Here is a 1040-nt window from a genome sequence, read left to right on the forward strand (position 1 = left end):
CGTCGAAGTACCGCCGTCCGGCGGGCGTGTGCTCCCAGGCCCCGAAGTCGCCGACCGCGAACAGCTTCGCGCAGTCACGGTGTGCCGCGACCTGCACCAGCTTCAGCGCGTGCTCGGTGTTCCCGTGCAGGTCTCCGACAATCAGGACATTCCCCATCGCCACATCGTGGCATGACGGAATTAGGCTGACCACATGAATTCTGTGTTGGTCACCGGAGCGGCCCGCGGTATCGGAAAAGCCATCTGCCTGCGGATGGCGCAGCGGGGCTGGCAGGTCTACGCGGGCGTCCGCAAGCTCTCCGACGGCGAGGCCCTGACCGCCGCGAATCCCGCCATCACCCCTGTCGTCCTGGACGTCACCGACCCCGACCAGATCGCGGCCCTCGACGCGGCGCTGCCCGCCGACCTCACCGCCGTGGTCAACAACGCGGGCGTGGTCGTCGACGGCCCCGTGGAGCTGCTCACCCAGGAGGAACTCCGAAACCAGTTCGAGGTCAATGTCTTCGGCGCGGTCGCCGTCACCCAGGCCGTCCTCCCGCGCCTGCGCGCCACCCGGGGCCGGGTGGTCTTCATCTCCTCGCTGTCCGGCCGCATCTCCACACCGGGCACCGGCGCGTACAACGCGTCCAAGTTCGCGCTCGAGGGCCTGGTCGACGCCCTGCGAGTGGAGCTGCGCCCCTGGGGAATCCGCACCTCGCTGATCGAGCCCGGCCCGATCGCCACCGACCTCTGGTTCGGCGCGACCGATATGGTCGACTCCACCACCGCCCACCTCACCGATGACCAGCGCACCCTCTACGCCGCGCACCTCGCGGGCCTGCGCCGGATGTCCCAGCAGGTCCCCAAGATCGCCGCGCCGGTCGAGTCGGTGGTCAAGGAGGTCGAAAAGGCGCTCACCGCAAAGCGACCGAGCGCCCGCTACATCCCCGGCCTCGCCGGAAAGGTCCAGGTGGTCGCTACCGCCCTGACCCCGACCCCGGTGCTGGACACCCTCTTCGCCCTGGTCTCGGGCATCAGCAAGAAGAAGTAGCGGCGGCCGA

Annotated in this window: 1 protein-coding gene; it reads left to right on the plus strand. The window is 69.3% G+C overall.

The window, feature by feature from the left end; all coding sequences use genetic code 11:
* Window positions 1-193: 193 nt before the first annotated feature.
* Window positions 194-1030, plus strand: a complete 837-nt coding sequence (locus ACIRS4_RS39135; RefSeq protein WP_404205189.1) for an SDR family NAD(P)-dependent oxidoreductase — start codon at window positions 194-196, stop codon at window positions 1028-1030.
* Window positions 1031-1040: the final 10 nt, after the last annotated feature.

The sequence above is a fragment of the Streptomyces sp. NPDC101166 genome, assembly GCF_044768125.1.
GTDB lineage: Bacteria > Actinomycetota > Actinomycetes > Streptomycetales > Streptomycetaceae > Streptomyces.

What these genes read in the sequence shown, in the direction of transcription:
- ACIRS4_RS39135 (WP_404205189.1), top strand. Translation starts at nt 194, where the DNA reads ATGAATTCTGTGTTGGTCACCGGAGCGGCCCGCGGTATCGGAAAAGCC.